The organism is Priestia sp. ST2, from assembly GCF_055810735.1.
In genome coordinates, this window is record NZ_JBVVNT010000003.1 from 195,415 (window position 1) to 218,461 (window position 23,047).

Here is a 23,047-nt window from a genome sequence, read left to right on the forward strand (position 1 = left end):
TTAAATATATGAACACGTGTATAAAGATAGAAGAACTATTAGAAACTAAATACAAATTACTACAAAAAATGAGTCATTCATAAGGAGGAGTCTCCCACATGAACAAATTTTTTCTATCCATTAGCTTATGTTTTATTACACTAACCGGCTGCAACAATAACCAAGCAGACGTTGAAGAAGGGCAAAAAACAGATCGAATTGTACAGGTCAAAAATTCATCTCCTGAACGCTCTCACAAGCGTACTGCTAATGAAATATCAGCTCATTTAGTTGAACTGGCTTCAAGCGTTCCGAATGTAAATGATGCTACTGCCATTGTGCTCGGTAAGTATGCAATCGTAGGCATTGACGTCGGCAAAGATATTGATCGTTCAGAAGTAAGTTCAATCAAATATACAGTTGCCGAAGGTCTGAAAGCTGATCCGTACGGTGCTAATTCTGTTGTTATTGCAGATCCTGATACGGTCGCTCGGCTAAAACAAATTGGAAATGAAATTCGCAAAGGTCGGCCGGTTACAGGATTTTTAGATGAATTAGCAGCCATTGTAAACCGAGTGATGCCCGAATTTGCAGAAGAAATTCGCCGAAATCCTAGCTCAACAGATACAAACAATCAAAAATTAAATAATAAACAAGAGCAAAATTTAAAGAATGAGCAGGAAAAACAATCTAATAATCACCTTCAAAAAAATGAATAAGAAAGTCGCTTAGCGGCAGGCTGCTGCTAAGCTTTTTTTATCGCTTCAATTACTTGCTTATCGAGTTTAGCAGCTGCTACTGGATCATAGGTCTTTTCATATGAAGGGTTTACTGAAATCTTAGAACCATAGAACATGACATCTCTTACTTCATTAATATCTAGTTCAATTAGCGTCAGCTTTAAAGCTACTCCTTCTAATTTTTCTTGCACTACCTCAGCTATTCCGCTGATTGAGTAACATGATTCATTAGCAAGAATATTTACCACTGCTTTATTCGTATGTTTAATGTTTTCTACAATCCTCGATTTGACATCTACGGCAAATCGAATTTTTTGTTTAGTCGGAGCTACTAACCACGAAATGGCACTAACATTTGGACCGTTTGTTTCAAAATCAATAGTTGAAATGGTTGCAAATCTCTCTGTCTGTAGCTCATCGTATAATGCATCTACTAGTTGAGTCTCGACTTCGTTGGCCATTTTCATCCCTCCTACTGTTTATGTACTTACTAGTTACTATCTTCGAGCTAACAAGCAAAATTACCTGCTTCTTTAGGAATGTTTTCCTATCGTTCCTTTTCTACTGAGAGATAGCACCGCAAAAAAACTTTATAAAACAAGAATTTTCGGCTAGAATGATGTATAGAGAAGTTGAGGTGATAGAAATGAGAGTACAATGTGTCATGTGCGATAAAATTGAAACAATTGAGGATGAAACGCTCGTGGCAAAACGACTGCGCAACCGTCCTATCCATACATATATGTGCAATGAATGTTCTGAACGGATTGAAAAACGAACAAAAGAACGCATAGCTACTGGAAACTTTAAACTATATGAGTCGAAAAAGACAGAGGAGGATTGGTAAGGTGCTCCGATTAGGAATAAGTATTGGCATGTTAAGCGGGATTATCCTTGGGTTATGTTTAAAATGGATAGAATGGCTAACCGGCAAACAAGTTTATACCCTTTTATTAAATGTTGATTTTATTCCTATCATTGGCCCTATTCAATGGCCTGAATGGGTAGAGTTTGTTTTTCATTTATTCATTGCCGCTGCAATTGGGATCGTTTTTGTTTACATAGTAGGTAAATTAAATAATATGTCTATTCGAAAAATCGTATTGTGTTCCTTTTTATTAACACTTCCAACCATTTCTTTGTATTTTCCATTGACGCTGCTTGCGCTCAAGCCTACGCCTGCGGTGGATGATGCAGTAGCGATTTTTTATTGGACAGCTGGCCATTTAATTTTCGCAGCCGCTCTTGTCTTCGGCTATATCATACTAAAAAGACGCTTGTAGCTACAAGCGTCTTTTCATGTAGTCTTTTATGAACCCAACGTGGAGTTTTGCTTCTTAGCCTGATACAGCCGTATTTTATAAATAATTAATACAAGCGCTGCAACCACAAGCCCTTCAGCTACAGGTAAAAAAATGCCTAAAAACGTTAAGATCGTACATCCAAAAGCTAAAAATAGATAAATAACCATAGATTTTAAAAGCGGTAGCTTCTTTGCAAACCCGAGTTTGTACACGAGAACAGATAGCCCTAAAATGGTAAAGTATAACAGCCACATTCCTATTTTTGCATGTTCATCTACTTGATACAGAGCTGCAAAAAATGAAAGGTGTTCTTTTACATCCATATTTCTTCCCCCTATTCCTTACTTTACATTATTCGATATAAGCCACCTTTTTCCTTTCCAAATCCCTCTTTTATAAAACGCTTTCAAAAAATAGAAAATTCTGATATAATAGATAAAAAACAAGCCGCTAGCAGATAGAGCTAACGACTTACTTTTTTTATTATTTCGTGTCAGCGTATTTTTTCTTTTTCGCTGCTTTTTCACGTTCATTTTTATCAAGAACTTTTTTACGTAGACGAATAGATTCTGGTGTGATTTCACAATATTCATCTTCGTTTAAATATTCAAGTGATTGCTCTAGAGACATAATACGAGGTTTTTTCATACCTGTTGTTTGATCTTTATTCGCAGAACGCATATTCGTCATTTGCTTCATTTTACAGATGTTAACAACGATATCATTTTCACGAGTGTGTTCTCCTACGATCATACCTTCGTATACTTCTGTACCTGGCTCAACGAAAATTGTACCGCGGTCTTCTACGCCTTGGATTCCATAAGTAGATGATTTACCGCTTTCCATAGAAACAAGCACACCTTGACGGCGACCTCCAACTTGACCTTGCTGCATTGGTTGGTAGCTATCAAATGAATGGTTAATGATACCGAATCCACGAGTTAACGATAAGAACTCAGTTGTATAACCGATTAAACCACGTGCAGGAACCATAAAGATCAGACGAACTTGACCGCTGCCGTTGTTAATCATATCAACCATTTCACCTTTACGAGCACCCATTGATTCCATAATAGAACCCGTATGTTCTTCAGGTACGTCGATTTGCACACGTTCAACTGGCTCACAGCGAACGCCATCAATTTCACGAACGATTACTTCAGGTTTTGATACCTGAATCTCATATCCTTCACGACGCATATTTTCAATTAAAATAGATAAATGAAGTTCTCCACGTCCTGAAACAACCCATACATCCGGTGAATCAGTATTTTCCACGCGTAAACTTACATCCGTCTCAAGTTCAGACATTAAGCGCTCTTCAATTTTACGAGATGTAACAAATTTACCTTCACGACCAGCAAACGGTGAATTGTTTACTAAGAACGTCATTTGTAAAGTAGGTTCATCAATACGTAAAATTGGCAGTGCATCTTGGTGGTCAAACGGACATACGGTTTCACCTACGTTGATGTCTTCCATTCCTGATACAGCGATCAGGTCTCCTGCTTTTGCTTCTTCGATTTCAACACGCTTTAAGCCTAGGAAACCGAATAATTTTGTTACACGGAATTGTTTTACCGTACCGTCAAGCTTCATTAATGCAACTTGCTGGCCTACTTTCATTGTTCCGCGGAATACGCGACCTACACCGATACGACCAAGATAGTCATTGTAGTCAAGCATTGCCACTTGGAATTGAAGTGGTTCGTCGCTGTTGTCTACCGGTGCTGGAATGTGCTCGATGATTGAGTCAAATAGAGATGACATGTTCTCATCTTGCTTTTCAGGATTCGTGCTAGCCGTTCCGTTGATTGCTGAAGCATAAACAACAGGGAACTCAATTTGTTCCTCGCTTGCACCTAGTTCAATAAATAAGTCAATTACTTCATCCACTACTTCAGTTGGACGAGCAAAGTCACGGTCAATTTTGTTAACAACAACAATCGGCGTTAAGTTTTGCTCTAATGCTTTTTTCAATACAAAGCGAGTTTGAGGCATACATCCTTCATATGCGTCTACTACAAGTAGAACACCGTCTACCATTTTCATAATACGCTCAACTTCTCCACCGAAGTCAGCATGTCCCGGCGTATCCATAATGTTGATACGCGTATCTTTATAATTAATAGCTGTGTTTTTCGCTAAAATTGTAATTCCACGCTCACGCTCAAGGTCATTTGAATCCATCGCACGTTCTTCAACATGCTCATTAGTACGGAATGTTCCGGACTGATGTAATAATTTATCTACTAACGTTGTTTTCCCATGGTCTACATGGGCAATAATGGCAATATTACGTAAATCTTTACGAATGTTCACGCATTTCACTCCTATGCTTGTAATAACTAAGCTATTATATCACACTAACTCTAGAATTGCAGAATGATTTTGTTGTACACTATAAATATCCGTTATAAATGGGAGGAATCAACATGAGAAACATTAAGTGGGTATTTGTTTTATATGCATTTATCGCAACTGCGGCAATTATGTCAATCGGCATATTTATCGGAGAAGGAAGCGCTCTCGGGGTCATTTTAGCTATCGCAGCTTTAATTGTTGTAATGGGCCTTGGCTTTACGACTAAGAAAAAAATGCGAGAAAAAGGGCAGCTGTAATTTTTTTGCGATGATTGAAAGCGTCATGGCCATTTGCAACATCAAAATGGTTCATGACGTTTTTTCATCACAAAATTCTTTGACTACACGTAAGTCTTCACTTCTATTTTATTTATTCCACTTTCCTTCAAGGTACGTACGAAAGATTTCGTCATGTAATGTTGGTTTGCTTACAAATACACTGCTTTTTTCAAGAATTTCTAACGGCTTTCCTTCTAAATCCGTCATAACTCCTCCAACTTCTTCAATCAATACTTTACCGGCAGCAAAGTCCCATGGAGCCAAACGTAGAGTAATGTATCCATCCAAGCGTCCAGCCGCTACGTAAGCAAGCTCAATAGCTGCGGATCCATATGAACGGGTCCCTCTTACTTTACGCACAAGCGGACTTAATACGGAAGGATCAATACGGCGGTTCTCAGTTACCCATGTTGCATTTAGGCTAATAATAGCTTGTTCAACTGGTACAGGTTCAAGTTTCGGCAATTGGATGTCATTCATAAACGCGCCCTGTCCTTTTAAAGCATGATACAGCTCATTATGAATAACATCATAAATATAACCTGCTTGTCCTACACCATTTTCAAATATACCGATAGAAATAGCAAAATTCCGCTGCTGATGAACAAAGTTCATCGTCCCGTCGATTGGATCGATAATCCAAATCGTTCCTTCTTCTGATTCAAGCTCTTCTCCATATCCTTCTTCTCCGAGAATATGATGTTCCGGAAAGGTTTCATTGATTTTTGAGATAAAAAACTGTTCGATTTCTTTATCCATATTTGTTACTAAATCATTTGGATTCGATTTCGTTTGAATGAGAAGTTCTTTACTAAACGACTGTTGAATTTTTTGTCCAGCTTCTTTTAGCCACTCTTTAACGTATGTATCGATTTCTTTCCAGCGTTGCGTCATCTCAATTCCCCCTCAAAAATACGTCTCTTATTTAAGCTTAAAAAAACCTCTGCAAGATGTCAATTAACAGAGCACGTGGGAGAAGAACTGCCGCTTCTTCTCCCACGTGCTCTGTTACCACTTATGAATCTGCTCATTCAGTTTAATCCTTTTTTACAGTTTACCCTTATTTGTTCTATTTTATTCCCGTATCTGCTACTGAAGAGATATCATTTCTTCACGAAGTTTCTCGAGCTTTCGCTTACATTTTTGTTTTTGTTCCTCATTATTCTCCATCATGGCTTCATATAACGTCGCTAACTCGTAATCTAACTCCAAACGAATTACACCTAATCTTTTTTGTCCATCATTCTTCTTATACATATTCACCACTTGTTTCATGTTTCAAACACCCCTCTCAAATTATTGAACCCGCTTATAGAAAACTAAATTTTCAGATATTTTGATTGATATAGTCTATGTCGAAACCTAATCTCATGTAACTAAATTGTGTGATTACCTATAAAAAAATGATAGACACGTTTTGACAAGCATATGCGAATTAATTGGTGTTTATGCTTTTCATGTGGTAGAATCTTCGCGTAAATCATACTTACTTGCATAGATGCACAGCAGCTATACATATTCACTAAAAAACGGAGGTTTCACATGGCATTCTCAGGATTTTCACAAGATGACTTTAACGTATTCCGTATCGAGGGACTTGATGCACGTATGGAAGCCATCAAGACAACGATACGCCCAAAATTCGAACAATTGAGCAATCATTTTGCTCCTACTCTTTCTTCACTGTGTGGAGATGAAATGTTCGTACACATTGCCAAACATGCACGAAGAACAGTTAACCCGCCAGCAGATACGTGGGTAGCCTTTGCTAACAGTAAACGCGGGTATAAAAAGCTCCCTCATTTTCAAATTGGCCTTTGGGAAACACATGTCTTTGTGTGGTTCGCCGTCATTTACGAATCACCTATTAAAGAACAATTTGGAAAGCTGCTAAAACAAAACATTGAGGAGATTCGTCAAAATATCCCAGCCTCGTTTGTTTGGTCAAAAGATCATACAAAACCTGATAGTGACAAAATGGGCGACTTATCTTCTGAAGACTTAGAGAGTTTGTTTGAACGTCTAGAGACGGTTAAAAAAGCTGAGATCCTATGCGGTATTACAATTCCAAAAGAAGAAGCGATTGCAATGAACGGCGAAGAATGGATAGCTCGTATTGAACAAACATTTCATACGGTAACTCCATTATATGAACTAACTAAAAAAGCATATGCATAATTTTAACGAATTGATATAAAAAAAATGGAGCCAAGCTTGGCTCCATTTTTTACATTTTTATGATGTCTCCAGAAGAAGCAGCCTTTGCTTTTTGAATCGTTCGATAAGAAGAGTATTTGCTTTGATCTTCAAAATCGTTACAGATTGTTTTTTCTTCTGCTTTACTTGGCACAATTTCTTTAAATCGGCGATAGACTGCCATTAGGTGATCACGCTCAATACCTTTTTCATAAGCTCGTTCAATGCTTTCAAAAAACTTCACTACATCAATAATTTCTTCTGTACTCCAATCAAGGGAGATAGGGTATTGATATTCCACTTCTCATCACTCCATTTATTTCTTCAATCTATGTATATCTATATTCTTAACTCTATCACAATCTATAATGTACACAAAATTTATTCTCTTTTCACACAAAAGAATTTCTCCTTTTTTTTCTTTTTATTTTCTCTTTAAAATATCTTTGCAAATGGGTTAATAAGTGCTATAATTCTTTTGTTTTATGGGGATTTTCAAAACATAAAGAACTATAAAATCATTAGTAATAAGCAGTTTACAATTACTTGTATTTTTTTAACTAAAAATTGTATTTATATTATCAAACAGTAGTAAACATACACGTTTCATTCATTTATATAATGGTTAAAATCAAGAAAACTGCCGAATAGCATTTCTGTTGAATTTCTTTTATAGAAAAAAGATGTGATATTTTAATATGTAGAATTCAACAGCCACTAGTTTTTGGTATATAAAATTGAATGCTGTAATTTGATAAAAAAACAATCAAAGTCCCTCTAAGCTTTGCTTAGAGGGACTGACAATTTATGATAAAAGAGGTGTATAGCAAAGTTGTCTTCTCAATTTTCAACTCCATTATTTACTGGATTGGTTAATCACGCTAAGAAAAACCCAACACAATTCCATATCCCTGGACATAAAAAAGGAAATGGAATGGATCCTGAATTCCGCTCATTTATTGGCGATGATGCTTTATCCATTGATTTAATTAATATCGGTCCTCTTGATGACCTTCACCAGCCAAAAGGCATTATCAAACAAGCGCAAGATTTAGCTGCAGAAGCATTCGGTGCTGACCATACTTTTTTCTCTGTTCAAGGAACGAGCGGAGCAATTATGGCAATGGTCATGGCGACATGTGGGCCTGGAGATAAAATTATCGTTCCTAGAAACGTGCATAAATCTGTTATGAGTGCGATTGTTTTTTCAGGAGCTACGCCTATTTTTATTCACCCTGAAATTGACGAAAATCTTGGCATTTCTCACGGTATTACATCGGACTCTGTAGAAAAAGCCTTAAAGCAGCACCCTGAAGCAAAAGCAGTGCTTGTTATCAATCCAACTTATTTTGGAATTTCCGGAGACCTTCGTAAAATCGTAGAAATTGCCCACTCGTATCAAGTTCCTGTACTTGTTGATGAAGCTCACGGCGTTCATATTCACTTCCATGATGATTTGCCTTTGTCTGCTATGCAGGCCGGCGCAGATATGGCAGCAACAAGCGTGCATAAATTAGGCGGCTCTATGACGCAAAGTTCAATTCTAAACATACGCGAAGGCTTAATTTCTCCAAAACGTGTACAGTCTATTTTAAGCATGCTGACAACAACATCAACATCTTATCTGCTGCTGGCTTCTTTAGATGTTGCACGAAAACGATTAGCTACAGAAGGAAAAGAGCTGGCTGAACGTGCAATTTCTCTTGCTGAAAAAGCACGAAGAGAAATTAATACCATTGAGCATATCCGATGTATAGGCAGAGAAATTTTAGGGACAAAAGCTACGTATGATTTAGACCCTACTAAATTAATTATTTCTGTTTCAGATTTAGGAATTACGGGCTATGACGTAGAAAAATGGATGCGTGAAGCTCATAATATCGAAGTTGAAATGTCTGACCTTTATAATATTCTATGTATTATCACGCCTGGAGATACAGAGGAAGACCTTTCACGTCTGATCATGGCTCTGCGTGAGTTATCTGCAAAATTCCATAATCTTTCTGAGACAACGGCAAAACCGGCTATTTTATTGCCTGATATTCCTGTATTGGCTTTAACACCTCGCGATGCTTTTTACGCTGAAACCGAAGTGGTACCTTTTCATGAATCGGCAGGCCGTATTATTGCGGAATTTGTGATGGTCTACCCTCCTGGTATTCCTATTTTTATTCCTGGGGAAATCATCACTGAGGAAAATTTAACCTACATTGAAACAAACTTAGAGGCAGGTTTACCTGTGCAGGGTCCGGAAGATTTTGAATTAAAAACATTTCGTGTCATTAAAGAACATAAAGCAATTCAATAAAAAAGGTGCGGAAATCCGCACCTTTTTTTATTGAATTAATCTAAATCTTCATCTGCCTTTTGACATTCTCCGCTTTTACATGTTGAGTATAATCGCGTCACTTTCTCATCTTCGAAATGATCAATTGTGCAGTTACATGTTTGACATACGATTGTTCCCATTTTGTAAACTCCCCTTTAACCGTCTTTTTTGTAAGCGTTTTACAACTCTTGATATTATATTATTATGTCACATTAAATATGTCAACAACTAATTAGTATGTCACATTAAAAATATTTTTCACATAAATGTTATATTTGTTTTCAAAAAGCTGAACGCTTAGCATCATCTCTATTTATATGAAAAACAATGTCTAATTTCACATCTATTTCAGCACTTTAAAATAATTAAGAAAAATAAGAATTTGTTCTCTTTCCGCTTTTTCTTACTAATAGGGTAGACATTTCATACAAACTTCACTAAAATGTATAACCATGTGGTTTCATGTATAGCTGAAAAGGCTATATGAAACACTATGTTATGTAAAATAGAATAGGAAAGGAGTGTTAATCGATGAAAAAACTGACTCCCGTTTTTATCATTTCGGTTATTATTGCTGCAGTATTTATCGTATGGGGTGTTATTCCGGAATCTACGCTAGGAAGCGCAGCGCTCACACCTGTTACATCGGCAATACATAGTTTTATCATCGAGAAATTTGGCTGGTATTATTTATTAGCGGCTACATTATTCTTGGTTTTTACGCTGTACTTAATTTTTTCAAAGTACGGAAACATTAAATTAGGTAAACCTGACGAAAAGCCTCAGTATGGTTATGTCTCGTGGTTTGCCATGTTATTTAGTGCTGGTATGGGGATTGGACTTGTATTCTGGGGTGTTTCAGAACCAATCAATCATTTTCATACTCCACCTTCTGGTGAAGGCGGTACAGCAGAATCAGCTCGTGCAGCTCTACGTTATTCGTTTTTCCACTGGGGTTTACATCCTTGGGCTATTTATTCCGTTCTTGCACTGGCCCTTGCATATTTTCAATTTAGAAAAGGTTATCCATTCATCATCAGCAATATTTTACGTCCACTATTAGGAAAACGTGTTGATGGACCTCTTGGAACGATCATAAACGTCATCGCCGTATTTGCAACTATTTTTGGGGTGGCAACGTCTCTAGGACTGGGCGCTATTCAAATTACCGGTGGAGCCTCTTACTTGTCGCCAAGTATTGACAATAATTTCACGACTCAATTAATTGTTATTATTATCGTGACGTTCTTGTTCATGCTGTCAGCACAGACGGGGCTGAACAAAGGTATTAAGTATTTGAGTAACATTAATATTGTTTTAGCTATTCTGCTAATGCTATTCTTGTTATTTGCAGGTCCAACCAACTTTATTATGGACTTATTCGTTACAACCATTGGCAGCTACATTCAAAACTTGCCGTCAATGAGTTTTCGATTGAGCCCGTTTGATAACAGCACCTGGGTTCAAGATTGGACAATTTTCTACTGGGCATGGTGGATCGCTTGGGCACCGTTCGTTGGTACGTTCATTGCTCGTATTTCACGAGGCAGAACCATTCGAGAATTTTTAATTGGTGTACTAGCTGTTCCGACCGTATTTGGTGGATTATGGTTTGCTGTATTCGGAGGTTCTGGGGTCTACTTAGACTTTTTTAAGGATCTTCCTGTTATGGATGTTATCAACAATAAAGGAACAGAAGTTGCTTTATTCTATGTACTTGAACAGTTTCCATTTGGTACGTTCATGTCCATTGTCGCTATTTGCTTAATTGCTACGTTCTTTATTACATCAGCTGACTCAGCTACATTTGTTTTAGGAATGCAGACAACAAATGGTGATCTAAATCCTTCAGGCTCTATTAAACTTACGTGGGGATTAATTCAATCGTTAACAGCAATCATTCTGCTTTGGACAGGTGGTTTGGACGCGCTCCAAACAGCTGCGATTATAGCAGCACTTCCATTCTCAATTGTGCTGGTGCTAACCGTCTTCTCATTAATGAAAGCATTTAAAGAAGAAGGCGCATTGAAAAGAGAAAAGAAATCTGTGTAAGACAAAAAAAGCGTTAGCTTATATAAGCTAACGCTTTTTTTATGCAATCTTACGCTGTGCAAAATAAAATTAGTTGATAACATGTCAAGCAGACAGCTGAAGTCGTACCCGTCATCATAAGCGCCAGTCTTTTAGATTTGACGTTCATTTCTGCTATGCCGTAAGCTAAATAAGCAAATACTAAAAATAAAATAATTTTAGATGTCAACTGATCACGTTTTGATAGCAATTCAACCAGTGAATAACCCACCCAAATAACAATGTGTAAGCTCCAAACGAAATACGTCTTCATAGCTCCTTCGCCGCCTTTTCATTCGTTATCCAAAAGAGCAATTCTTTTATCTACCTATAAGGAAAGCACGTCCCACTTCATATGTATGCATCTAGAGCTCATTTAAGACTGCCTCAGCGCTTTTTACACGTTTCCTCTAAAGGAGATACTCATCATCCACAAAAACTGTCTGACAAGCATCTGATACTTTATGAAAACCGTTTTCTTCAAAAAAAAAGCTGATGCATACGCATCAGCTTTTTAAAAACATTATTTTACAATGTGAATTGGGCTTCCAATAGCTACTTCAGCAGCTTCCATTGTGATTTCACCTAATGTTGGGTGAGCGTGAATTGTTAATGCGATATCTTCAGCTGTTACGCCAGCTTCGATAGCAAGACCAAGCTCAGCGATCATATCAGATGCGCTAGGTCCAGCGATTTGAGCACCAACAACTACTCCGTCTTCTTTACGAGTGATAAGCTTTAAGAAGCCTTCTGCAGCGTTAAGTGCAAGCGCACGTCCGTTAGCAGCAAATGGGAATTTAGAAGCTTTAACAGCTAATCCTTCTTCTTTCGCTTGTGCTTCAGTATAACCTACAGATGCAAGCTCAGGCTCAGAGAATACAACTGCTGGAATTCCTAAGTAGTCAATTTCAGCAGGTTCGCCAGCGATTACTTCAGCTGCGATTTTACCTTCGTAAGAAGCTTTGTGTGCAAGTGGTGGTCCAGTTACGATATCACCAATTGCAAAGATATTGCTTACAGATGTACGAGTTTGGTTATCGATTTCGATAAGGCCGCGGTCAGTCATTTTAACGCCAACTTGCTCAAGACCAAGCTCATCAGTATTAGGACGACGACCTACAGTAACTAATACGTAGTCAGCATCGATTACTTTTGACTCTCCGCCTACTTCAAACGTAACTTGTACGCCGTCAGCAGTTTCTTCAACACCTTTAGCCATTGCTTTTGTATAGATTTCAACGTTTCCTTTTTTCTTAAGGTTACGTTTAACAAGTGAACTCATTTGTTTTTCAAAACCAGCTAAGATTTCATCAGCAGCTTCTACAAATGTAACTTCTGTACCGAAGTTAGCAAAAGCAGTACCAAGCTCAGTACCGATGTAACCTCCACCGATTACAACTAATTTTTTAGGAACTTCTTTAAGCGCTAATGCACCTGTAGAGTTGATTACGCGCTCAGAGAATTTGAATCCAGGGATCTCGATTGGGCGAGAACCAGTTGCAAGGATAGCATTTTTGAATTTGTACGTTTGTGCAGAATTTTCATCCATTACACGTACAGTTTCGCTGTCAACGAAGTAAGCTTCACCTTTTACGATGTCAACTTTGTTACCTTTAAGAAGGCCTTCAACACCGCCAGTAAGTTTGTTTACAACGCCGTTTTTGAATTCTTGAACTTTAGAGAAATCAACTGTTACGTTCTCAGCGATAATCCCCATGTCTTCAGAATGTTTAGCGTGTTCAAAACGGTGACCTGCAGCGATTAATGCTTTTGAAGGAATACAACCAACGTTTAAGCATACGCCTCCAAGGTTACCTTTTTCTACGATTGTAACTTTTTGACCTAATTGAGCTGCACGAATTGCTGCAACGTAGCCACCAGGGCCAGCACCAATGACAAGAGTATCAGTTTCGATTGGGAAATCTCCTACTACCATTTATTACGCCTCCATTAATAATAATTCTGGATCATTTAATAAACGCTTGATTTGGTTAAGAGCGTTTTGAGCTGTTGCGCCATCGATAATACGGTGGTCAAAGCTTAGTGATAATGCTAATACTGGAGCAATTACAATTTCACCGTCGCGTACAACTGGTTTTTCAGCGATACGTCCGATACCTAGAATTGCAACTTCTGGGTGGTTGATAACAGGAGTAAACCATTGTCCACCAGCAGAACCGATATTTGTGATTGTACAAGAAGCGCCTTTCATTTCAGCAGGAGCTAATTTACCATCACGTGCTTTTCCAGCAAGGTCGTTAATTTGATCAGAAATTTCGAACACAGATTTACGATCAGCATTTTTCACAACTGGTACTAAAAGACCTTTTTCAGTGTCAGCAGCGATACCGATGTTGTAGTAATGTTTTTGAATTACTTCATCAGTAGAGTCATCGATTGAAGTGTTAAGAGCTGGGAACTTCTTAAGTGCTGAAGTTAACGCTTTTACCACGTAAGGTAAGAATGTTAATTTAATACCTTGATCTGCTGCAACTGTTTTGAATTTTTTACGATGAGCAACAAGAGCTGTTACATCGATTTCATCCATTAAGGTTACGTGTGGAGCAGTGTGTTTAGAGTTAACCATAGCTTTTGCGATTGCACGACGGATACCGCTCATTTTCTCGCGAGTTTCTGGTAGGTCGCCTTCAGGAATAGCTTGTGCTGCTGCTGCTTTTGGTTCAGCTGAAGCAGTTTCCTCTTTAGCTGGAGCTTCAGCAGTTGCTGTAGCTGTAGAACCACCAGATAGGAAGCCATCGATGTCATCTTTAACAATACGTCCGTTTTTACCTGAACCAGGAACAGCTTTAATGTCTACACCTTTTTCACGAGCATATTTGCGCACTGAAGGCATAGCAATTACTTTACGGTTAGGATCAACATCAGCTTGTGCTGCAGGAGCTGTTGCTTCTTCAGTCACTTCTTCAGTTGAAGCTTCTTCTTTAGCTTCTTCTGCTGGTGCATCATCATGATCGTCACCTTTGAATTTTAAGTCTTCGTATCCAGGAGCATCAAAAGTAACGATAACTTGTCCTACAGTAGCTACTGTACCTTCGTCAACTTTTACTTCTAATACTTTACCTTTTACAGGAGATGGGATTTCAACAACAGCTTTGTCATTTTGTACTTCTGCTAGTACATCATCCTCATCAATTTCATCTCCAGCTTTTACGAACCATTTTACAATTTCACCTTCGTGGATACCTTCACCGATATCCGGCAGTTTAAATTCAAATGCCACGTGTCTTCACCCTCCTAGTTAGTTGCGTTCAATTTGTTAGTGTTTATTTTATCTAAGACAGAAATCAGCACAAAGCTGATTTCTATCACAGTAAAATGCTAATTAAAATTCAAGTACTTTCTTAGCTGTTTCAACGATATCTTTGTGGTCTGGTAACCATACGCCCTCAGCTTGAGAGAATGGGAACACAGTATCCGGTGCTGTTACACGTAATACTGGTGCTTCTAAGCTTAAGATTGCACGATCGTTAATTTCAGCTACAACGTTAGCTGCGATACCAGCTTGTTTTTGAGCTTCTTGAACTACTACTACGCGACCAGTTTTTTCAACTGATGCAAGAATTGTATCGATATCTAAAGGTTGAACTGTACGTAAGTCCACTACTTCAGCAGAGATACCTTCTTTTTCTAGTTCTTCAGCTGCTTTTAATGATGAGTGTACCATTGCACCGTAAGCGATAAGCGTTACGTCTGTACCTTCACGTTTCACATCAGCTGTACCTAAATCAATTGTGTATGATTCTTCAGGCACTTCTTGACGGAATGAACGGTAAAGCTTCATGTGCTCTAAGTATACAACCGGATCGTTATCACGAATTGATGAAATTAAAAGACCTTTTGCATCGTATGGAGTTGAAGGAATTACAACTTTTAAACCAGGTTGAGATGCTACGATACCTTCTAAGCTATCAGCGTGAAGTTCTGGTGTATGAACGCCTCCACCGAATGGTGAACGGAATGTGATTGGTGCATTCCAGCGACCGCCAGAACGGTAGCGCATACGTGCAGCTTGACCTGATACAGAATCAAGTACTTCGTATACGAAACCAAAGAATTGAATTTCAGGAACCGGACGGAAACCTTGAGTCGATAGACCCACAGCAAGACCACCGATACCAGATTCAGCTAATGGCGTATCGAATACGCGATCTTCGCCGAATTCTTGTTGAAGACCTTCAGTCGCACGGAATACTCCACCGTTTACGCCAACGTCTTCACCAAAAACTAATACGTTTTCGTCGTTTTTCATTTCTGTGCGTAACGCATCAGTAATCGCTTGAATCATTGTCATTTGCGCCATGGCTTACTTCGACTCCTTCTCTTTGTAGATTTCATATTGCTCTTGTAAGTTTGAAGGCATAGTTTCGTACATGATTTCCATTAAATCTGTAACTTTTTGTTTTGGATAATCGTCAGCCTTCTTAATAGCTTGCTTGATATCTTCTTTAGCTTGCTCGATTACTTTGTTTTCTTCTTCTTCATTCCAGATGCCTTTAGCTTCTAAGAATTTACGGAAGCGAACAAGTGGATCTTTCTTTTCCCACTCAGTGTCAAGCTCAGCTGTACGATAACGAGTTGGATCGTCACCAGCCATTGTATGTGGACCATAACGGTAAGTTAATGTTTCAATTAAAGTTGGACCTTCACCGTTTACTGCACGCTCACGAGCTTCGCTTACTGCAACGTATACTGCTAGTGCATCCATACCGTCTACTTGAACGCCTGGGATACCAACAGCCGCTGCTTTTTGAGCGATTGTACGTGCTGCAGATTGCTTTTCAACTGGTGTTGAAATTGCAAAGCGGTTGTTTTGTACAACAAAGATTGCCGGAGCTTTGAATGCACCTGCGAAGTTCATACCTTCGTAGAAGTCACCTTGTGAAGCTCCGCCGTCACCTGTATAAGTGATCGCTACTGCTTTTTTACCGCGCTTTTTAAGACCTAGTGCCACACCAGCAGTTTGCACGATTTGTGCACCGATGATGATTTGTGGAGAAAGTATATCTACACCTTCTGGCGCTTGGTTACCGTGGAAATGACCACGAGAGAATAAGAACGCTTGATATAGTGGAAGACCATGCCAAATTAACTGAGGCACATCACGGTACCCAGGTAAAATGAAGTCTTCTTTTTCTAATGCGAAATGTGAAGCGATTTGAGAAGCTTCTTGCCCAGCAGTTGGTGCATAGAAACCTAAACGACCTTGACGGTTCAATGAAATTGAACGTTGATCAAGAATACGAGTGTATACCATGCGAGTCATTAACTCTTTTAATTTTTCGTCAGATAAATCTGGCAACGCTGATTTATTTACTACTTCGCCCTCTTCATTAAGAATTTGGAACGTTTGGTACTGCTCAGCGATTTTATCAAGTTGCTTTGATACATCAATAATAGCCTTTTTAGTTTTAGCAGCCATCTAAGTCACCTCTTCCTTTCATTTAAGCCGTATAAATTCATTTTACTAATCAAACAAACATACACGCTTTTAGAATGTCCCAAATGGACAAGTAAAAGTCATATTTTGTCGAGTAGCTTTTTGAATTCGCTAATCCTTAACATTTCTATGTATTCCCCAGCGAATTCTGTGCAAACATTTACGTAAAAGGAAAGTTTAAGCGAAACGAGCGTTTCGTTAAACTGTATTAATTATTTTGCAAAAATGATTAATACAACACTTACTACGCTACCTAGTTTACAATACACTAAAACAGTTCGTCAATGCATTTACATCAAGAAATTACGCTTTTTTAGTTTGTGAAATAAAACACATAAAAAAGACATGCTGTACTATTACACAGATGCAAACTGTATTATATGTTTTATAATAACCTTTTCTTTTTTTACGTCTGCACATCTCCTATCTTGCCACAAATAAACGATTTTTTAAAACAATAACCTTTTGTAATTTTTACTTGAATCATGTCGAAACTCTTTCTTTATTTCAGAAAACCTTCCTTTTCAGCCAAAAAAAAAGACCTGTAAACTTCACAGGCCTTCTTATTTACCCTCGCTATTTTTCACCTTTAACTTCGTTTTGTTATAAAAATCCTCTTTGGCTTTGTTATAGTCAGCTGTTAATATGTTAAACGCTTCTTTTTTCTTTTCAACTTCTTTATAAGTAGCATTGATTGAAGCGATTTGTGTTTCAAGATTCTCTAATTTCACATTGTCTTTTTCAAAGAGCGTATATAGCTGACGATCTAATTCAATGGAATGAAGATAGGCATCATGTAAGGACTGGTACGCCTTATAACGCTTCTTCATTAACGAAGATAGTTCAAGCGCCTCTTCTTTTGCTTTGCCATCCTCTAGTTTTTGGATCTTCGGCTCTGTCGCTTCAAATTGTTTTTGCGAAGCGCTGATGCTTTTTTCTTCTTTTTGTAATTTACTTTCACGCTCATCTAATAACTGCTGCGCTTTTTGTGCTTTATTTTTTATTTTCTTTTTATCTTTAATCCCTAGCTCAATAATTTGGTCGTATATCGCATTTTCTTGCTGTTCTAAATCAGCTAACGGTTTTTGCTGATCAGCAAATTGCTTTTCTTGTGCTACCACTTTTTCTAATCCATTATATACCTCAAGCTCAGGCGATGAGCCCTCTGCACATCCTGCTAGTGACATAGCAGCAATGCCGATAACTATATATCTTCCGACGCACTTCATATCTGGTAAATCCTCCCTTATTCATGGGTCATTATACAATTTTTGTAGGAAATTAGCAATTTATCTACACCCTTTTTCCACCTTTTAATATATTATACTAACCCAATCGTGAAAAAAAGGGAGTTTATTACTTTTTACCTTGGGATTGATAACTACGGGAGGTTACATTATGTTGGGTTATGGTGGATATGGCTGTGGCGGTTCTAATAAAGGTTTTGTGTTATTAATCGTACTGTTCATTTTATTAGTTATTATCGGCTGCAGCTGTGGCGGCTGGTAATTATACAATAAAAGCGGCCAACGGTCGCTTTTATTTTTTCTTATGCATGTTTTTCCATATGTTTGATACATATAATTAGTAGAAACATTTATGTGATCAAGGTCGAGGTAATGACTTTTTTATACGGATTTGGTACACTTTATACCTATAAAATAGCCTAGGGAGATGTGAAAGTTGATTACAATGAACGATATTATTCAAGACGGACACCCAACGCTGCGAGAAGTAGCAAAAGAAGTACCGTTACCTGCTTCTGAAGAAGACAAAAAGATTTTACATAGCTTATTAGAATATGTAAAAAACAGCCAAGATCCTGAAATTGCTGCTAAATATGGACTGCGATCTGGTATCGGGCTTGCCGCTCCTCAAATTAATGTATCAAAACGAATGATTGGGGTACACGTTACGGATGAAAAAGGCAAGCTATACAGCTATGCATTATTTAACCCTAAGATCATTAGCCACTCAGTTGAAAAGACCTACCTTACAGGCGGTGAAGGCTGCTTGTCAGTCGATCAAGATATCCCAGGATTTGTTCCTCGATATGCACGTATCACAGTAAAAGGCACAACGCTTGAAGGCGAAGAAGTGAAAATTCGTTTGAAAGGTCTTCCTGCTGTTGTCTTTCAGCACGAAATTGATCATTTAGACGGAATTATGTTTTATGATTACATTAATAAAGAAAATCCATTTCAAGAACCTGAAAATGCTTTTCCATATGAACGCTGAAAAACGCGAGCTAGAGCTCGCGTTTTTCTTACTTTAATAATCCTACTAGCTCTAATCCGTGGAGAATACCATCTTCTCCTACATCTTTTGTAACAAGATTAGCAACTTCTTTCACGACTTCTTCCGCATTTCCCATCGCTACGCCATTTCCGACAAATTCCAGCATTTCGATATCGTTTAAGCCGTCTCCGAATGCATATACATCTTTTTTGTCAAAGCCAAGCTTTTCAATCATGGTCTCAATTCCTCGCGCTTTTGATCCACCTTTTGGCAAAACATCAGTTGAAAATTCATGCCAGCGAATAAAGTCAAATTTCTTAAATTTTTCTTCATAAGGAGCTTCTTCTCCCGCTGTACAGAATAAGAGGGATTGATAAATTTCACGCCCTTCGAAATAAGTAGGATCGTGGTGAGGGTGGGTAAATCCAATTTTCAGCGTGCTGATGCTGGATTCGATATAGTCATGAAACTCAATGTTTGATTTCATATCTTCATGATCCATGTATACGACAGGGTGATCATGCTCAACAGCAAAAGCTGTTAAATCTTGAAGCTCTTCTTTATTTAACGGGTTTTTGTAAAGAACTTCTCCATTTAAAACAATATACTGACCATTAAAGCTAATATATGTTTGAATATCCAACTCTTCACGCAGATCTTTAAACATGAAAGGAGCCCTTCCAGTTGCAATTGCCACTTCATGCCCCTGCTCTTTTAACAGCTGGACAGCTTTTTTTGTAGAAGCAGGCAGTTTTTTATCATGATCCAATAACGTTCCATCAATATCAAAAAAAATAATCTTTTGTTCCACGTTTATCACCTTATTTTTTATAATTTTTTATCTCTTTGTTAAGCCTTTCCAATTATATCAAACAAGCGCTAGTTTCTCTATAAATGGGCGGTCCTATTTACATTTTTTCCATATTTAACCACGAGAAACCTCTCCCTTTTCATCATATAATAGAAGTACAGAGAGAGACAGGCAGGTATTGCAAAAAACAAAGGAGCTGAAAAATCATGTTAAAAGATTTTCGAAAAAGGCTGCTAAAACGCTGGAATGAATTATTGCGTAAAAAAACGATGGCATAATCGATTTTTTTAGGGCTTTCTGTTGTAAAATTTGCAGAGTGTGTGTCTGCATCGTACAATGGAATAGCCCTTATTTTTTATACGCCCGGAAAATATAGTCTTGTATCCGTTTCCTATTAATATTATTCTATAATTAATTGACTTGTTATATTTAGATGACTAAAATGTAGTGAAAGCAAGTTTCTTTAGAAAATACATGAAATACATACACATTTTATAATATAATAAAATAAGTTATTTGAATTTCGGAATTAAGGAGAGATTTTTGTTATGATTTTTAAAGTTTATTTTCAAGAAAAAATGAGTGAAGTAGCTGTACGTGAAAATACAAAAACAGTGTATGTGAACGCAGATTCTGAGCGTGACGTTCGTAAAAAGTTAAAAGCGCGTTCAATTAATATTGAGTTTGTTCAAGCAGTGACTGGAGACTATCTAGAATATGAACAACAGCATGAAGATTTTAAAGTATTGGAGATATGATGAAAATGAAATTTGTAAAAAATAATCAAACGGCAGTTTTCGCCCTGGGTGGACTAGGCGAAATCGGTAAAAATACGTATGCCGTACAGTTTCAAGATGAAATTATTCTTATTGATGCAGGAATTAAATTCCCTGAAGATGAGCTTTTAGGAATTGACTACGTTATTCCTGACTACAGTTATTTAGTAAAAAATGCAGATAAAATCCGTGGCCTTTTCGTTACACATGGTCATGAAGATCACATCGGCGGAATTCCTTACTTATTAAGAGAATTAAACATTCCTATTTATGCAGGGAAATTAGCCCTTGGACTTCTTCGCAACAAATTAGACGAGCATGGGTTGCTTCGTACAGCTCAGCTTCATGAAATTACTGAAGATGACGTAATTAAATTCCGTAAAACATCGGTAACGTTCTTCCGCACAACTCACAGTATTCCTGATTCTTACGGAATTGTGGTAAAAACACCAAACGGACAAATCGTACATACAGGAGATTTCAAGTTTGATTTTACACCAGTGGGCGAACCGGCTAACTTAACAAAAATGGCTGAAATCGGCAAAGAAGGCGTTCTATGCTTGCTTTCAGACAGTACAAACAGTGAAATTCCTAACTTTACGATGTCTGAGCGCCGCGTAGGTGACAGCATTCATGACATTTTCCGTAAAGTAGACGGCCGTATTATTTTTGCAACGTTTGCTTCAAATATTCACCGCTTACAGCAAGTAGTGGAAGCAGCCGTATTGCATAACCGTAAAGTTGCTGTATTCGGACGCAGTATGGAAGCAGCTATTGAGATTGGCCAACAGCTTGGATATATTTCATGTCCAAAAGATACGTTCATTGAGCCTTCTCAAATTAACCGAATTCCAGCTAACCGCGTGACTATTTTATGTACAGGCAGCCAAGGTGAACCGATGGCAGCGCTATCTAGAATTGCAAACGGTACTCACCGCCAAATTCAAATTATCCCTGGAGATACGGTTGTATTCTCATCTTCACCTATTCCAGGAAATACAGTAAGTGTTAGCAAAACAATTGATATGCTATTCCGTGCAGGAGCAGAGGTTATTCACGGTGCTCTAAACGATATCCATACTTCTGGACACGGCGGACAGGAAGAGCAAAAATTAATGCTTCGTTTGATGAAACCAAAATACTTTATGCCAATTCACGGTGAGTATCGCATGCAGAAGATGCACATCAAACTTGCAACAGACTGTGGAGTTCCTGAAGAAAACTGCTTCATTATGGATAATGGAGAAGTGCTAGCTTTAAGCGACAGCGAAGCTTCAGTAGCTGGCAAAATCCCTTCAGGCTCTGTATATATTGACGGAAGCGGAATTGGTGACATTGGAAATATCGTACTTCGTGACCGCCGCATTTTATCTGAAGAAGGTCTTGTTATTGTTGTTGTAAGCATCAATATGAAAGACTTCAAGATCGCTGCTGGTCCAGACATTATCTCTCGTGGTTTTGTTTATATGCGCGAATCTGGCGACTTAATTAATGATGCACAGTCCCTCATTACAAAACACTTGAACAAAGTGATGGAACGTCGTACGTCACAATGGTCTGAGATTAAAAATGAAATCACAGACACATTGGCTCCATTCCTTTACGAAAAAACAAAGCGCCGTCCAATGATTTTACCAATCATTATGGAGGTTTAATAAAAGAAAAAGAGCAGATGCAATTGCATCTGCTCTTTTTTTATTAAGCACTGGCAAATTTATTTTCGAAGCGGTTGATATCTGCATCTGCTCCAATAACAATCAACACGTCCCCTTCTTGAATCGTTTCGGACGCCTGAGGAGAAACGATGATATCTCGATCACGCTTAATGGCTACAATGTTAATGCCATATTTTGCACGAATGTCTAACTCAATCAGCGTATTGCCAGCCATTCTTTTGCTCGCTACTAATTCGACAATGCTGTGTTCTTCAGATAGCTCTAAATAATCTAGCACGCTGTTTGAAATCATGTTATTGGCAATTCTTCGGCCCATATCTCGTTCGGGATGCACGATAAAATTAGCGCCAATTTTTGATAATACTTTGGCATGATAATCATTTTGCGCTTTTACCGTTATTTTTTCAACGCCCAGCTCTTTTAAAATAAGGGTCGTCAAAATACTTGCCTGAATATTGTCACCAATAGCTACGATAACATGATCAAAATTACGAATTCCTAAACTTTTTAGAACCCCTTCATCCATTGAATCGCCTACTACTGCATGCGAAGCAACGTTAGCATACTCATTTACCTTTTCTTCATCAATATCAATCGCCAGAACTTCCATTCCTTGATCGCTTAATGTTTTACAAATACTTCCTCCGAATCTACCTAATCCGATGACTGCAAATTCTTTTTTCATTTGAATTCCTCCATTATGTACAGGAAAAAATCTGAACTACCGTTATTTTACCACAATTCTTTTGTATCAACCTCATTTTCCCGTTAACACTTATATCTCTTTACTATTTCTCACACTCATAGAAAAACAGAAGGATGAGCTCC

Annotated in this window: 26 protein-coding genes; 11 read left to right on the top strand and 15 right to left on the bottom strand. The window is 38.0% G+C overall.

Going from position 1 to position 23,047, the window contains the following annotated elements:
* Positions 1 to 98: 98 nt before the first annotated feature.
* On the top strand, positions 99 to 698 hold the full coding sequence (locus tag AC0KUU_RS13480) for a YhcN/YlaJ family sporulation lipoprotein (protein WP_013056071.1): 600 nt from the start codon (positions 99 to 101) through the stop codon (positions 696 to 698).
* A gap of 26 nt (positions 699 to 724) precedes the next feature.
* On the opposite strand, the gene AC0KUU_RS13485 is transcribed toward AC0KUU_RS13480, so the two are convergent.
* Entirely contained in the window at positions 725 to 1,180 is a 456-nt protein-coding gene (locus AC0KUU_RS13485) for a pyridoxamine 5'-phosphate oxidase family protein (protein WP_013082304.1), read from the bottom strand.
* A 185-nt stretch (positions 1,181 to 1,365) separates the two neighbouring features.
* Between AC0KUU_RS13485 and AC0KUU_RS13490 the strand changes: the two genes are divergently transcribed.
* Positions 1,366 to 1,566, top strand: coding sequence for a YlaI family protein (locus AC0KUU_RS13490; RefSeq protein WP_013056069.1), 201 nt, complete (start codon positions 1,366 to 1,368; stop codon positions 1,564 to 1,566).
* 1 nt (position 1,567) lies between these two features.
* Entirely contained in the window at positions 1,568 to 2,002 is a 435-nt protein-coding gene (locus AC0KUU_RS13495) for a hypothetical protein (protein ID WP_043979532.1), read from the top strand.
* A gap of 26 nt (positions 2,003 to 2,028) precedes the next feature.
* Here AC0KUU_RS13495 and AC0KUU_RS13500 read toward each other — a convergent pair whose 3' ends face one another.
* Both AC0KUU_RS13500 and typA read right to left on the bottom strand, forming a co-directional pair.
* On the bottom strand, positions 2,029 to 2,346 hold the full coding sequence (locus tag AC0KUU_RS13500) for a YlaH-like family protein (RefSeq protein ID WP_043979535.1): 318 nt from the start codon (positions 2,344 to 2,346) through the stop codon (positions 2,029 to 2,031).
* A gap of 160 nt (positions 2,347 to 2,506) precedes the next feature.
* The gene (gene typA / locus AC0KUU_RS13505) at positions 2,507 to 4,345 is read right to left on the bottom strand and encodes a translational GTPase TypA (protein ID WP_028407947.1); all 1,839 of its coding nucleotides are present in this window, start codon (positions 4,343 to 4,345) and stop codon (positions 2,507 to 2,509) included.
* 113 nt (positions 4,346 to 4,458) lie between these two features.
* On the opposite strand from typA, the gene AC0KUU_RS13510 reads away from it, so the two are divergent.
* Positions 4,459 to 4,644, top strand: a complete 186-nt coding sequence (locus AC0KUU_RS13510; RefSeq protein ID WP_016763441.1) for a YlaF family protein — start codon at positions 4,459 to 4,461, stop codon at positions 4,642 to 4,644.
* Positions 4,645 to 4,752: 108 nt separating this feature from the next.
* On the opposite strand, the gene AC0KUU_RS13515 is transcribed toward AC0KUU_RS13510, so the two are convergent.
* Both AC0KUU_RS13515 and AC0KUU_RS13520 read right to left on the bottom strand, forming a co-directional pair.
* Positions 4,753 to 5,559, bottom strand: a complete 807-nt coding sequence (locus tag AC0KUU_RS13515; RefSeq protein ID WP_016763440.1) for an inositol monophosphatase family protein — start codon at positions 5,557 to 5,559, stop codon at positions 4,753 to 4,755.
* Positions 5,560 to 5,754: 195 nt separating this feature from the next.
* Entirely contained in the window at positions 5,755 to 5,940 is a 186-nt protein-coding gene (locus AC0KUU_RS13520; protein WP_013056063.1) for a hypothetical protein, read from the bottom strand.
* A gap of 267 nt (positions 5,941 to 6,207) precedes the next feature.
* On the opposite strand from AC0KUU_RS13520, the gene AC0KUU_RS13525 reads away from it, so the two are divergent.
* Positions 6,208 to 6,843 carry a YktB family protein gene (locus AC0KUU_RS13525; RefSeq protein ID WP_013056062.1) on the top strand — a complete coding sequence of 212 codons (636 nt, stop codon included), beginning with the start codon at positions 6,208 to 6,210 and terminating at the stop codon, positions 6,841 to 6,843.
* A 49-nt stretch (positions 6,844 to 6,892) separates the two neighbouring features.
* Here the strand turns inward: AC0KUU_RS13525 and AC0KUU_RS13530 are convergent, their stop codons facing one another.
* Positions 6,893 to 7,162: a UPF0223 family protein gene (locus AC0KUU_RS13530; protein ID WP_013056061.1), complete on the bottom strand. Its 270-nt coding sequence runs from the start codon at positions 7,160 to 7,162 to the stop codon at positions 6,893 to 6,895.
* A gap of 531 nt (positions 7,163 to 7,693) precedes the next feature.
* On the opposite strand from AC0KUU_RS13530, the gene AC0KUU_RS13535 reads away from it, so the two are divergent.
* On the top strand, positions 7,694 to 9,169 hold the full coding sequence (locus AC0KUU_RS13535) for an aminotransferase class I/II-fold pyridoxal phosphate-dependent enzyme (RefSeq protein ID WP_043979540.1): 1,476 nt from the start codon (positions 7,694 to 7,696) through the stop codon (positions 9,167 to 9,169).
* A 35-nt stretch (positions 9,170 to 9,204) separates the two neighbouring features.
* Here AC0KUU_RS13535 and AC0KUU_RS13540 read toward each other — a convergent pair whose 3' ends face one another.
* Complete coding sequence (locus tag AC0KUU_RS13540) at positions 9,205 to 9,330, bottom strand: GapA-binding peptide SR1P (protein ID WP_013056059.1); 126 nt, start codon at positions 9,328 to 9,330, stop codon at positions 9,205 to 9,207.
* A gap of 391 nt (positions 9,331 to 9,721) precedes the next feature.
* On the opposite strand from AC0KUU_RS13540, the gene AC0KUU_RS13545 reads away from it, so the two are divergent.
* Positions 9,722 to 11,242, top strand: a complete 1,521-nt coding sequence (locus AC0KUU_RS13545; protein ID WP_057241788.1) for a glycine betaine uptake BCCT transporter — start codon at positions 9,722 to 9,724, stop codon at positions 11,240 to 11,242.
* A gap of 49 nt (positions 11,243 to 11,291) precedes the next feature.
* On the opposite strand, the gene AC0KUU_RS13550 is transcribed toward AC0KUU_RS13545, so the two are convergent.
* The 6 genes from AC0KUU_RS13550 to AC0KUU_RS13575 all read right to left on the bottom strand — a co-directional run bounded on the left by AC0KUU_RS13550 (position 11,292) and on the right by AC0KUU_RS13575 (position 17,947).
* Positions 11,292 to 11,534 carry a hypothetical protein gene (locus AC0KUU_RS13550; RefSeq protein ID WP_043979546.1) on the bottom strand — a complete coding sequence of 81 codons (243 nt, stop codon included), beginning with the start codon at positions 11,532 to 11,534 and terminating at the stop codon, positions 11,292 to 11,294.
* A 249-nt stretch (positions 11,535 to 11,783) separates the two neighbouring features.
* Positions 11,784 to 13,196 carry a dihydrolipoyl dehydrogenase gene (gene lpdA, locus AC0KUU_RS13555; protein ID WP_013082295.1) on the bottom strand — a complete coding sequence of 471 codons (1,413 nt, stop codon included), beginning with the start codon at positions 13,194 to 13,196 and terminating at the stop codon, positions 11,784 to 11,786.
* A 3-nt stretch (positions 13,197 to 13,199) separates the two neighbouring features.
* Positions 13,200 to 14,501: a dihydrolipoamide acetyltransferase family protein gene (locus AC0KUU_RS13560; RefSeq protein WP_013082294.1), complete on the bottom strand. Its 1,302-nt coding sequence runs from the start codon at positions 14,499 to 14,501 to the stop codon at positions 13,200 to 13,202.
* A gap of 102 nt (positions 14,502 to 14,603) precedes the next feature.
* Positions 14,604 to 15,581, bottom strand: coding sequence for an alpha-ketoacid dehydrogenase subunit beta (locus tag AC0KUU_RS13565; protein WP_013056055.1), 978 nt, complete (start codon positions 15,579 to 15,581; stop codon positions 14,604 to 14,606).
* A 3-nt stretch (positions 15,582 to 15,584) separates the two neighbouring features.
* Entirely contained in the window at positions 15,585 to 16,700 is a 1,116-nt protein-coding gene (gene pdhA, locus AC0KUU_RS13570) for a pyruvate dehydrogenase (acetyl-transferring) E1 component subunit alpha (RefSeq protein ID WP_013082293.1), read from the bottom strand.
* Positions 16,701 to 17,281: 581 nt separating this feature from the next.
* Complete coding sequence (locus AC0KUU_RS13575) at positions 17,282 to 17,947, bottom strand: YkyA family protein (protein ID WP_162213858.1); 666 nt, start codon at positions 17,945 to 17,947, stop codon at positions 17,282 to 17,284.
* Between the two features lie 169 nt (positions 17,948 to 18,116).
* Between AC0KUU_RS13575 and AC0KUU_RS13580 the strand changes: the two genes are divergently transcribed.
* On the top strand, positions 18,117 to 18,227 hold the full coding sequence (locus AC0KUU_RS13580) for a YjcZ family sporulation protein (RefSeq protein ID WP_016763434.1): 111 nt from the start codon (positions 18,117 to 18,119) through the stop codon (positions 18,225 to 18,227).
* 174 nt (positions 18,228 to 18,401) lie between these two features.
* Positions 18,402 to 18,956, top strand: a complete 555-nt coding sequence (def, locus tag AC0KUU_RS13585; protein WP_013056051.1) for a peptide deformylase — start codon at positions 18,402 to 18,404, stop codon at positions 18,954 to 18,956.
* A gap of 28 nt (positions 18,957 to 18,984) precedes the next feature.
* On the opposite strand, the gene AC0KUU_RS13590 is transcribed toward def, so the two are convergent.
* Positions 18,985 to 19,767, bottom strand: a complete 783-nt coding sequence (locus tag AC0KUU_RS13590) for a Cof-type HAD-IIB family hydrolase (RefSeq protein WP_162213857.1) — start codon at positions 19,765 to 19,767, stop codon at positions 18,985 to 18,987.
* A gap of 548 nt (positions 19,768 to 20,315) precedes the next feature.
* Between AC0KUU_RS13590 and AC0KUU_RS13595 the strand changes: the two genes are divergently transcribed.
* On the top strand, positions 20,316 to 20,525 hold the full coding sequence (locus tag AC0KUU_RS13595) for a DNA-dependent RNA polymerase subunit epsilon (RefSeq protein WP_013056049.1): 210 nt from the start codon (positions 20,316 to 20,318) through the stop codon (positions 20,523 to 20,525).
* A 5-nt stretch (positions 20,526 to 20,530) separates the two neighbouring features.
* Entirely contained in the window at positions 20,531 to 22,198 is a 1,668-nt protein-coding gene (rnjA, locus tag AC0KUU_RS13600) for a ribonuclease J1 (RefSeq protein WP_013056048.1), read from the top strand.
* Positions 22,199 to 22,241: 43 nt separating this feature from the next.
* Here the strand turns inward: rnjA and AC0KUU_RS13605 are convergent, their stop codons facing one another.
* A complete protein-coding gene (locus tag AC0KUU_RS13605; protein WP_013056047.1) occupies positions 22,242 to 22,904 on the bottom strand; it encodes a potassium channel family protein in 663 nt (220 codons plus the stop codon).
* Positions 22,905 to 23,047 lie beyond the last annotated feature (143 nt).

Coding starts and splice junctions, on each gene's coding strand:
- AC0KUU_RS13480 (WP_013056071.1), top strand. CDS start 99: ATGAACAAATTTTTTCTATCCATTAGCTTATGTTTTATTACACTAACC.
- AC0KUU_RS13485 (WP_013082304.1), bottom strand. CDS start 1,180: ATGGCCAACGAAGTCGAGACTCAACTAGTAGATGCATTATACGATGAG.
- AC0KUU_RS13490 (WP_013056069.1), top strand. CDS start 1,366: ATGAGAGTACAATGTGTCATGTGCGATAAAATTGAAACAATTGAGGAT.
- AC0KUU_RS13500 (WP_043979535.1), bottom strand. CDS start 2,346: ATGGATGTAAAAGAACACCTTTCATTTTTTGCAGCTCTGTATCAAGTA.
- AC0KUU_RS13510 (WP_016763441.1), top strand. CDS start 4,459: ATGAGAAACATTAAGTGGGTATTTGTTTTATATGCATTTATCGCAACT.
- AC0KUU_RS13515 (WP_016763440.1), bottom strand. CDS start 5,559: ATGACGCAACGCTGGAAAGAAATCGATACATACGTTAAAGAGTGGCTA.
- AC0KUU_RS13520 (WP_013056063.1), bottom strand. CDS start 5,940: ATGAAACAAGTGGTGAATATGTATAAGAAGAATGATGGACAAAAAAGA.
- AC0KUU_RS13525 (WP_013056062.1), top strand. CDS start 6,208: ATGGCATTCTCAGGATTTTCACAAGATGACTTTAACGTATTCCGTATC.
- AC0KUU_RS13540 (WP_013056059.1), bottom strand. CDS start 9,330: ATGGGAACAATCGTATGTCAAACATGTAACTGCACAATTGATCATTTC.
- AC0KUU_RS13545 (WP_057241788.1), top strand. CDS start 9,722: ATGAAAAAACTGACTCCCGTTTTTATCATTTCGGTTATTATTGCTGCA.
- AC0KUU_RS13550 (WP_043979546.1), bottom strand. CDS start 11,534: ATGAAGACGTATTTCGTTTGGAGCTTACACATTGTTATTTGGGTGGGT.
- lpdA (WP_013082295.1), bottom strand. CDS start 13,196: ATGGTAGTAGGAGATTTCCCAATCGAAACTGATACTCTTGTCATTGGT.
- AC0KUU_RS13565 (WP_013056055.1), bottom strand. CDS start 15,581: ATGGCGCAAATGACAATGATTCAAGCGATTACTGATGCGTTACGCACA.
- pdhA (WP_013082293.1), bottom strand. CDS start 16,700: ATGGCTGCTAAAACTAAAAAGGCTATTATTGATGTATCAAAGCAACTT.
- AC0KUU_RS13575 (WP_162213858.1), bottom strand. CDS start 17,947: ATGAAGTGCGTCGGAAGATATATAGTTATCGGCATTGCTGCTATGTCA.
- AC0KUU_RS13580 (WP_016763434.1), top strand. CDS start 18,117: ATGTTGGGTTATGGTGGATATGGCTGTGGCGGTTCTAATAAAGGTTTT.
- AC0KUU_RS13595 (WP_013056049.1), top strand. CDS start 20,316: ATGATTTTTAAAGTTTATTTTCAAGAAAAAATGAGTGAAGTAGCTGTA.
- rnjA (WP_013056048.1), top strand. CDS start 20,531: ATGAAATTTGTAAAAAATAATCAAACGGCAGTTTTCGCCCTGGGTGGA.
- AC0KUU_RS13605 (WP_013056047.1), bottom strand. CDS start 22,904: ATGAAAAAAGAATTTGCAGTCATCGGATTAGGTAGATTCGGAGGAAGT.